Raw genomic sequence first — 9,078 nt, forward strand, 5'->3', positions numbered from 1 at the left:
GGCGCAAGTTGTTAAAGAGCAAATCGACAATCGTTTGGATGTCATTGATCCCATTCAGGGATCTTTTTTTTTGAAAAAATTACGGTTTATCTTTGGGGACTTCCCAGTTCACCCCGAACAACTCAAGGTGGTGCTCTAGGCGAGCTTGGGCTTCCGCGCGTTTTGTACGGCGATTGTGAGCCGTTGAGCTCTCCAGAATTTGGTTATGTTTGCCAGAGAGTTTCACGTTGACGTGTGTACCTTTAGGGCTGGATGATTTTTTGCTCAAAATGACGTCGCTCATTACCTCTATTTAACATAATGAATATAATGCGAACTAATTTAAAGTTTTGAAAAATAAGGATATATTGAGTGTTTTTTTGCGGGCGTGGTTAAAAATAAAGCGGTTGGAAAAATATAAAGACTATGAAATTTATATTAATAAAGTATAATATGTGATCACGTATCACAGATTATAATGATGGTATGTAAGCTATTGATATAACTACGTATAATATTCATTATGTTAAACGATTTTGTAAAAATGTGATTTAAGGCTTGAGCCCCATAAAGTAAGTGCGCTATAATTAGCGCAGATTCTTAAAGTGAAAAGTGCATTACATAGCACGCTACTACATAGTTTTCTATGTAGTGTATTTTTTAAGAATTGAGAATGTGTTAGGGGTGAGATCCTAACTATATAGCATTCGCAAAGCAGCCGTCTTACCTGTCAGTAGACGGCTTTTTTGTGCCTGAAATTTAAGCATTTGATCTTTCTGACGATCTTGTGTAAATTAAAAGCTCATTGTTTGGACTCTCAATCTAAACAACCCAAAAATCTGACAGGAATTCAATTTATGTTCACTATGAACCTTTCTTGCTGTACGCAAGAGACCAATAGACTCAAGACCTCAGTAATAACCGCATTGACATCAGATCCTCACATTCTGATCTCGTTGGGTTATGGCTTAGAGGGCGAGTCTCATGTTTGCAGATAACCTTGCACCAGCGTTAGCCAAATCCCAATACGACAAAGCGTACCGTTTGATGCGTAAAGCGCGTAAGCGTGAACTCATTGAGATGCACCATGAGGTGCTCAATCCTAAGCCTGCTCAATCTGAGACAGAGCTTGACCAGGACGATTACGCTATCGGCTTTAAGGCTCGACGTTTGCTTCGTAGTGGTGACGTGGTCAATCTTCCCCACGAGTACGCTTTTATCTTGAAAGCGTGCCAAGAGTTTATCAATAATCCACAACGGTTTCCTGCGCTATTCGCTTGGGGAGGCGCAGCTATCAATAACATCCAGTGCCGAACGCTGATTGCCAAAGTATTGGCTTGTATCTTACCTAACACGGATTTGATTGGTGGCCGTATTGGTGTGCCGACCGAAGCCGGTTTGAAAACCATCAGCTATGACCAGCTCCAGGAAGACTACGCGTTACGTTGGGGCGAGTATATCTCACCGAAGTCGTTCGCTAAGGTGATTCGATACTTGCAACGTGCTACTTACTTGTACAGTGAGCGCATTAATGTGTGTGTCGATGATGCCGAAGGTACAGTACGCAGCGCAGCGGCTTACAAGCAATTCACCGAAGCCTTCTTTAGAGACATTAAAGTGGTACGCTATCCTAATATTTGCGAGTTGATTATTGCCTCACGCAAACGCATGGAAAAGAAAGGCTTGCGTTTTGACTGGCTAAACTTCCGTACCATTGCTTCTGGCATTCAGGAGATCTACAACGCGACGCGTTGTAATGATTTTGCTAAGAATGTGGCTAACTTGTTCACAGCAATGCCCCACTACGCCCCTTCCCCCCACTAGTTATAGAGAAGTATCCGCTTAACGGCGGAGGGTTTTGCACGTCTGCAGCGTATTTTTGGTTGAAGATCCAACAATATCCCCCGTATTTACCAGAGTCTAACCTTGATGCGGCTCCCCTACCGATCGTTCTGAGTCGCCTTTTTATGTTAACTTCAAAAGGGAGTGCAATAAAAGCATGTAAGAAAAGAGCACAAAGATGGCACTAAAAAATGGACTGCGGTTATGTGTACTCCGTAGTTAAACTTCGTATATAAATAAATATTTAAGTAAACATTAGATAGAAAATTAGGGTTCACGCTGGCTGCTACATACTTGTATGTAGAGCCGGTGTTAAGCCGACAAGCGATAGCGCGTCAGTCTCATCCCCAAGTCTAATTTGATCGATCTTACTACAGCAGTCGCTTCGCTCCATGATACCCACAGCCAGCATTAAGATTAGATAAACTAAAAAAGAACAACACGATCGCTGGCTGCGCTGGATCTTTCTTTTGTCATCCGACAGGAAGCTCCTGTGCATATACGTAGAGTCTCGTGGAACCACCACCACAACTGCGTGTTAAATCAACCAACAACGCACCTCTTACTCGCTTCGCTCGCGATTCTAGCAAGGCGAAGGACAATTTTCGTGCCGTTGGTATGCTCAATTCATTAAACTTAATTTAGAGGATAAGTCCTTATCTTACTCACTGCGTGAGCGCGTTCTGGTATTCGTCGCACAGCGACTCATGGGATTAAAGGTGACAATGTAACGATTTTAATTTTCTGCGAAGATCTTGAAGGTTGATTTGTGATACTGGTTCAGGGACTGTCGACGGTAGAGACATTTTATTGGTTTGTAGCCTAGAAATAAGCTCAGTGGTTAGCCTCGGGCATTTGCCTCCATAACAATTCACAACAGATCACAATATTAAAATCATTTCATAACTCCAGTGGGTGATTTATGCCTAAATTATTGACTTCGGATGGTTAATTAATGTACGACTACTCCATCCGTAATTAGTCCACCACAAGAGGTACCTAAAGTATGACTGAATATAAGCAATTCAATTTTAGGCTGGGACGGCGCCTTTTCGCCACCTCGGTATTATTTACCGCGCTGGTTGCCATGCCTTCCGTCGTTAGTGCCCAGTCGCTCAGATTCATGGATTCTATCCAGACCGCCAGTGATGGCGGTACCATCGAGCAGATTGCTAATACAATGGTTTTTCCTGCATTCGAGGGTGAACGCTGAATCTGCCAGGTCAGTCAAAGTGTTGGTTCCCTACGACGTCCCGGGTGCTCCACTCTTCACGCTAAGAGCTGGTGATGCCACCATTTCGGCGACTGTACTTGACTCTTCAATTTCTGTTACTTTCGGCAGCGGTACGCCGCCGTTGATTGCAGAAAGTATTGTGTCTAAACCGCTGTGGAGACCGATTCCAAAGGACGTTAAATATCTATTGTTCACGGCCTATATCGTACCTTGGATCACCCCGCAATCAGAATGGTCCGACAAAGTGATCGTCACGGTGAATGAAGCCGCTGTGTATGATTCAAGAATCGTTGCTGGCTGGGAGATTGCAAATCCGATTGATTCGGATCTGTCCAATGAAGGGCTGGACGAGCTAGTTCAAAATTCGATAAGTGTTACCTCCAGCCCGCTCGACAACCGTGGCATAGCGTTCTTTGAACAACGTTCCGTGCCTTTTTCCGACGATCTCAACTCGCACTATCGAAGTAAGCGTTGCGTCGAGGATTTTATCGCGGGGGTTACAACGCTGTCCGCATGGTGGTGGGAGAGGCTGTTCGGTGCGCCGAGCATTTGCTCAAGCCTGCCGCAACCCGGGCTGCCGGTTCCACAGATCGATCTCGTTCCTGTTCGGAATCAGCCCATCAACGTTGATCTGAGCGTGTACGAAGCCAATGAGATTCAAGGGGGAGATGTACCTGACTTCGAGGTTGCTATGGGGGTGCAGTTCTGCAACGATCATCCGCCCACACGCCGCACAGGCAACCCCGAGGACTGCACGCTGGCCGACCGTGATGCGATTCGTTTGATCGGCAATTTGTCACCGCGCTCTGTGCGTGAGTTGATCCAGAACATCAACGATTACCACGCCGACAGCGAGGCTGGCGCCGCAGCGCCGCTAGATCTGACGACCGGTAATGCGCAGCTCGATGCATGGATGATTGCCGATCCGGAGCGCGCAGCCAATGCGCTGAGTAGTGCTGCGAGCATAGCTCAGGCCTCGGACAGTCGCTCCAAGCCGGATGAGCCGAACAATATGCGGAAACGTAATAAGAAAGTCGTCAAGGCCAGCTGTACCGAAAAAAATGCCAGGCGGGAAGCCAGCGAGCAAGGTTGGGAGTGTGTGACGAAGGCCAAAAGCAAGCTCCGTCGTCAGGGCGATGCGATTGCGGTACCACCGCAGTTGCAGACGGGCGGACGCTATTACCTAGCCGGAAGAAGTGAGTTTGATATGTTGGTGCGGACATTCTTGCGGCCCAATCCGGAGTTACCAGCTGGCATCCGAGCCAACGAGTTTGCCGGGCTAACTGCGGCGATCGCACACGACGGCGCGTTAACCGGTGACAATCTTGGCATCGTTTACCTGAATAATCCTGTAAACCGCGGCCGGCAGCGTTTTCCATTCGGACTCAACCATATATGGGCTATCGGCGGAGGTGGCGGCGATCAAGGCCATCGTGAGGACTGGCGTGCGCTCTCGGTCAATTCGGCCTCTGATCTTACTCGCGTTATAATGGCCGCTCTGACCGACGTCCACGCGAATTACACGCAGACCCGCACTATTGATGGAAAGGTTGTTCGCACCTATAGCCGCTTCAGTTTTATGAACGCTGGACGTATGACAGTGTACCAGAACGTCCGTATCGTGCTGCGACAAAACGGTATGGTCGTTACGGCGTTCCCGCTCAATAATGCTAAACAGGAGGTTGTGCAGCTCAACATGTAAGCGTAAGCATCGCCGCCATCCTATGACTAACGTGGTGAGGACTTTTCTGAGTCGGCCTGCGGGCTGGCTGTAGAGAAACTACCAGTAGCAGAACAGCATGAGGGTATGTCTCCAAGCCTGAATTGTGTGTGAGGCCCAACAAGATTACGTAAATGATCTTGATCGGCTCTTCGATTCCTGCGTAATCGGCTCAGCAGAAAACAAAGAACCCACCGTAAAGGTGGGTCCTTAGCCAGGATAATTTCGGTTTGGTGATCTAATAATTCTGTTACCAAAGACTTTACCTTGGACGTTTGGACGCTGAAACTTTGTCGGTGCGGTTGCGTCGCAAAGTTATGTTGAAGTACAAATACACTGATTTTCAGATACAATTAGGCTGCTAGCGCGTAAAACTGCTCCCAAACAGATAAGTCTTCAGGGTTGTCGAGCTGCCTATTTTTAATCATCGACCACACCTCTATACCAGCTAATGTGGCTTTTGTTCCTTCGTCAGATTTCCACCCTAGTGCCTGGTTCATTTTACCTTTCACTCTGCGGTGGCTTTGCTCAACAATATTGTTCAGAGACTTAATTGAAAGAATCTCAACAAGGCTCAGCATGCGTCCGCTATGCCAAAGCTCAACGTTGATATTGTGAAGTGCTAATGCATTGGAATGACTGCCATTAATCACCACCTTTTCATCCCGCTTATCACACATAAGAAAATCAATCACATCACCATATTTATCAACGGTTCGGTAGTAGTATTTCCATTGGCCTTTTACGTTGATATAAGTCTCGTCCATCCGCCACGAAGAAGCTACTGGCTTCTTTCTTCCATGAGCTTGATGCTCCAGTAATGGCGCATATTTAATCACCCAGCGGTTCAAGGTTGAGTGATCAACATTGATGCCACGCTCTGCCAATACCTCTTCAATTTCACGGTAGCTCAGTTTATAGGAAAGATAGTAACGAATGGACTGCAGTATGATCTCGGAAGGAAAACGACGGCCTGTGAATTTGATGGTCATGCGATCGCTACGTAGGAAAAATTTCTGCAATCATAAAGCATTGAGTAAGCTTGCGACAAAACCCGAGAGAGAGTGGAGGTAGCTGATCAGATCGTAGGTTCTTGATTTAGTTCCATTGAATTACGCAACAAAGCCAATGCATCCTCATATCTCTACAATGACTGAAGACCGAATGGATATTGTAGATAAGCAACAAGAACGAAAAAATCCTCATAGAACAATTCTATGAGGATCTGTTTTCTAAACTTACAAAGTAGTAACCCTGAAAGGAATCAGGTTTACTTTTAAATTAAAAGTAGAACTTTAAACCTGTTACCCCAGACCATTGTTCAGATTCTTTATAAGTTTTATAGCTTGCACCTAACTCAATCGCAAAAAAATCAGTAAAATTTATCTCGCCCATTAGCGAGTATTTATTCATCGTATTTTTATCGACGTAAGAGTAACGATAGCTAGGAGTAAAAGTCAGAAAGCTAATTGGGGTATATTTGAAACCAACATGCGCAGAAGGAGCATATTCACTAAACTCAAGTTCGCGTCGCTCTGCATCTATACGATTTACGCCAACAGATAAAAAAGGCACGACTCCATTGACATAGTTACCGTTAAACCCTAATCCAGCATAATGATCTCTAAACTGAGTTTTTCCGGTGCTCATCCCAGAGAATTCAGTTTCCACGAATACATTGTTAGTCAATGAGAAAGATAATGAAGCATATGCGCCCACAAGGTCTTGCTCTTCTTTCTCTGAAAACTTGGATCCTAAATATTGGTCCAAACCTTTATTTTGCCCACCTTGAAGGCCAAAACTGAAACTATTAAAGTAATTCTGCTCAGCATGCGCGAAACTAGAAAGCATGATAGGTAACGCAATGATTATTTTACTTATTTTTTTCATTATACATCCAGATATACATTTTATAAATCAAGGCTAAAGTACAACTTAGTTAGGGTGTATTCAATGATATTTTGTATGTATTTACATTAAATTTCATTAACAATCAGCTACAATTTGAAACGTATATTAACGATATGAGAGTTTTGTTAATATACACTCACAACTGAACTTAATTTTATTTATTTAAGAAAGCTAACAGACACTGGTAAGATGTGCGACCAGTAAATATTAGATAGAAATCGGGGTTTGAAGTCCAATGGAACGAAAACGGGTTCTGTCGCAAATCTGGTTAGAGGAGTGACAGCTCCACCCTACAGATGCAATTATACAGCGAGTGCGTAGAATCGTTCAAAGGCCGTCTGGCCTACAATATCTATCTGATCTTGTTTCAACATCGTCCACACCTCCCGCCCATGTAAACTGGCCAAAGCTCCTTCCTTTGACTTCCAACCCAAAGCTTGACGTGTTTTCTGCTTTACCCAACGGTGGTTCTGATCAACGATATTGTTCAGATATTTAATATCCAAAATCTCTACCAGTGAGAGCATAAAATAACCCGTCAACCAAAGCTGAACATTCATCAAATCAATGGCCGCGTAGTTACTCTTACTTCCATCTATGACAACTTTGCTTGGTAAACCATTTTGTGAAATGGCCTTATTCAGAAAGGCTTTAGCAGCAGCCGGCGTTGTTGATCAAATCGGTTTAAAGACCAACGACGCCATATGTGACTCGCCGTTAGTTTCGAACAGGCATACCTAGTCCTATGACTTTGTTTATAGCTTTGACATTCGCCATGATTTCTCCCACTTGAGCGTTATAACATCTCAAGCTCAATTTACCGCTGGTTAGTCCTTTATATCGAGACATTGCGGTCTCAGATATTGAGCGATAGTGATAACCCGACTCAGATTTCCACTCCGCTATTGTTCCGTTTTTCAAAGCCTTTACTGCTTCATTTCTGGGATGCCCTTCTTCCCAAAGTGCCGCATTCTTTCGAGGCGGTATCAACGGAGTACTGCCCTTATTTTGCAGGGTCTCATAGCAACTTTTTGTGTCATACGCTCCATCGGCAGATACGGTATCTACCTTTCTACGTAAAGGGTTGAGTAATGTTGGCAGCACTTCGCTATCGCCAACACTTACAAGACTGACTTCTGCACTAATGGCCTCATGAGTTTCTACATCAACGGCTAAGTGCAGTTTGCGCCAAGTTCTGCGTTTTTCGGCGCCGTGCTTTTTCACCTTCCACTCACCTTCGCCAAAGACTTTGAGACCAGTCGAGTCAATAGCGATATGGCGAATAGCTCCTCTGGATTTGTTACGATATTTGACCTGAACTGTCTTCGAGCGTTTGCTGATACACGTGTAGTCAGGGGACGTCAGTGGAACCTCCAGTAGCTCAAAGATAGAGTCGATAAAACCTTGAAGAGCCCGCAATGGTAGAGAGAATATCCCCTTAATCATCAATGCAGTTTCAATCGCTGTATCAGAGTACTGGAAGCCTCTACCACGCTTACCATGATGGGCTTTGCATCGCCATGCATCTACGGCTGAATCATCTATCCAGAACGTAACCGAGCCCCGTTTGCACAGAGCCTTATTGTACTCCGCCCAGTTAGTTATCTTCTTTTTTGCCTTACCCATGTCACCACCGCTCTAACCATCATAAAGGATCAGATCGCAAGACTCGAAAAAGGTTCAACTGATTTAGGCAACAACGCCGCAGCAGCCTCATCACGGTTCGGGCTAAGATAATAATCGATCACATTTCAAAATTTATCGACAGCTCGGTAATAGTGGCTTTGTTGCGTAATTAAATTTAGAGATAGAGCCACCCCGTTTCGCGTATTTCTTAGTCAATACTACAAGTTTCAGGCATACCTAATCCAGTAAGCTTGTTCAACGCTTTTATCATCGCGTAAGTTTCACCCACCTGTGCATTGTAATTTCTTAAGCTCAATCGTCCTCCTAGTAACTGTTTAACTCGATACATCGCTGTTTCTGAGAGTGAACGTCTGTGGTATCCATACCGCTCTTTCCAATACTTATTTGAGCCGTATAACTTCTGGCAACCCACGGCGAGATTTCGAGGATGACCACGTTCCCAGAAGGCAGCCCCTTCTCTTGGGGGAATAAGCTCAACGGCTCGCTTAATCTCAATAGCAGCGTGACATGCTCTCGTGTCGTAAGCGCCATCACCAGACACCTTAAGGATACTTCGGCGTGTTTGTTTCAGTAAGTTCGGGAGTACTTCTCCATCTGTAACCGTCGATAAACTTAGCTCGGCGGCAATGGTCTCATGAGTGTTGGTATCGACGGCAATATGAAGCTTTCGCCAGACTCTACGCTTGCCATCCGTCCCGTGTTTTTTGACTTTCCATTCACCTTCGCCATAAACCTTAAGGCCAGT

General features: G+C 45.0%; 8 protein-coding genes and 1 pseudogene. 3 read left to right on the top strand and 6 right to left on the bottom strand.

Features of this window, described 5'->3' with window-relative positions:
* Positions 1-79: 79 nt before the first annotated feature.
* On the bottom strand, positions 80-283 hold the full coding sequence (locus AACT19_RS07320) for a TraY domain-containing protein (protein WP_016790704.1): 204 nt from the start codon (positions 281-283) through the stop codon (positions 80-82).
* A 680-nt stretch (positions 284-963) separates the two neighbouring features.
* On the opposite strand from AACT19_RS07320, the gene AACT19_RS07325 reads away from it, so the two are divergent.
* From AACT19_RS07325 to AACT19_RS07335, 3 genes are all read left to right on the top strand, one after another.
* Positions 964-1,803 carry a hypothetical protein gene (locus tag AACT19_RS07325; RefSeq protein WP_076645894.1) on the top strand — a complete coding sequence of 280 codons (840 nt, stop codon included), beginning with the start codon at positions 964-966 and terminating at the stop codon, positions 1,801-1,803.
* A 1,024-nt stretch (positions 1,804-2,827) separates the two neighbouring features.
* The gene (locus AACT19_RS07330; protein ID WP_207551957.1) at positions 2,828-3,034 is read left to right on the top strand and encodes a hypothetical protein; all 207 of its coding nucleotides are present in this window, start codon (positions 2,828-2,830) and stop codon (positions 3,032-3,034) included.
* Positions 3,035-3,053: 19 nt separating this feature from the next.
* Positions 3,054-4,757 (top strand): hypothetical protein, encoded by a 1,704-nt coding sequence (locus AACT19_RS07335; protein WP_207551958.1) that lies wholly within the window; start codon positions 3,054-3,056, stop codon positions 4,755-4,757.
* A gap of 371 nt (positions 4,758-5,128) precedes the next feature.
* On the opposite strand, the gene AACT19_RS07340 is transcribed toward AACT19_RS07335, so the two are convergent.
* The 5 genes and pseudogenes from AACT19_RS07340 to AACT19_RS07360 form a co-directional block, all read right to left on the bottom strand.
* Positions 5,129-5,767, bottom strand: a complete 639-nt coding sequence (locus AACT19_RS07340; protein ID WP_083717872.1) for an IS6 family transposase — start codon at positions 5,765-5,767, stop codon at positions 5,129-5,131.
* A 289-nt stretch (positions 5,768-6,056) separates the two neighbouring features.
* Positions 6,057-6,665, bottom strand: coding sequence for a hypothetical protein (locus AACT19_RS07345; RefSeq protein WP_076645895.1), 609 nt, complete (start codon positions 6,663-6,665; stop codon positions 6,057-6,059).
* 323 nt (positions 6,666-6,988) lie between these two features.
* A pseudogene (locus tag AACT19_RS07350) lies at positions 6,989-7,345 on the bottom strand (DDE-type integrase/transposase/recombinase); the annotation flags it as partial.
* 58 nt (positions 7,346-7,403) lie between these two features.
* Positions 7,404-8,312, bottom strand: a complete 909-nt coding sequence (locus tag AACT19_RS07355) for an IS5 family transposase (protein WP_076645897.1) — start codon at positions 8,310-8,312, stop codon at positions 7,404-7,406.
* A 208-nt stretch (positions 8,313-8,520) separates the two neighbouring features.
* A partial coding sequence (locus AACT19_RS07360) for an IS5 family transposase (RefSeq protein WP_076645898.1) occupies positions 8,521-9,078 on the bottom strand: 558 nt, incomplete at its 5' end.

Source organism: Vibrio sp. 10N.222.47.A9 (assembly GCF_963872585.1).
In the GTDB taxonomy this organism is placed as follows: domain Bacteria; phylum Pseudomonadota; class Gammaproteobacteria; order Enterobacterales; family Vibrionaceae; genus Vibrio; species Vibrio splendidus.

What these genes read in the sequence shown, in the direction of transcription:
- AACT19_RS07340 (WP_083717872.1), bottom strand. Translation starts at nt 5,767, where the DNA reads ATGACCATCAAATTCACAGGCCGTCGTTTTCCTTCCGAGATCATACTG.
- AACT19_RS07320 (WP_016790704.1), bottom strand. Translation starts at nt 283, where the DNA reads ATGAGCGACGTCATTTTGAGCAAAAAATCATCCAGCCCTAAAGGTACA.
- AACT19_RS07355 (WP_076645897.1), bottom strand. Translation starts at nt 8,312, where the DNA reads ATGGGTAAGGCAAAAAAGAAGATAACTAACTGGGCGGAGTACAATAAG.
- AACT19_RS07330 (WP_207551957.1), top strand. Translation starts at nt 2,828, where the DNA reads ATGACTGAATATAAGCAATTCAATTTTAGGCTGGGACGGCGCCTTTTC.
- AACT19_RS07345 (WP_076645895.1), bottom strand. Translation starts at nt 6,665, where the DNA reads ATGAAAAAAATAAGTAAAATAATCATTGCGTTACCTATCATGCTTTCT.
- AACT19_RS07325 (WP_076645894.1), top strand. Translation starts at nt 964, where the DNA reads ATGTTTGCAGATAACCTTGCACCAGCGTTAGCCAAATCCCAATACGAC.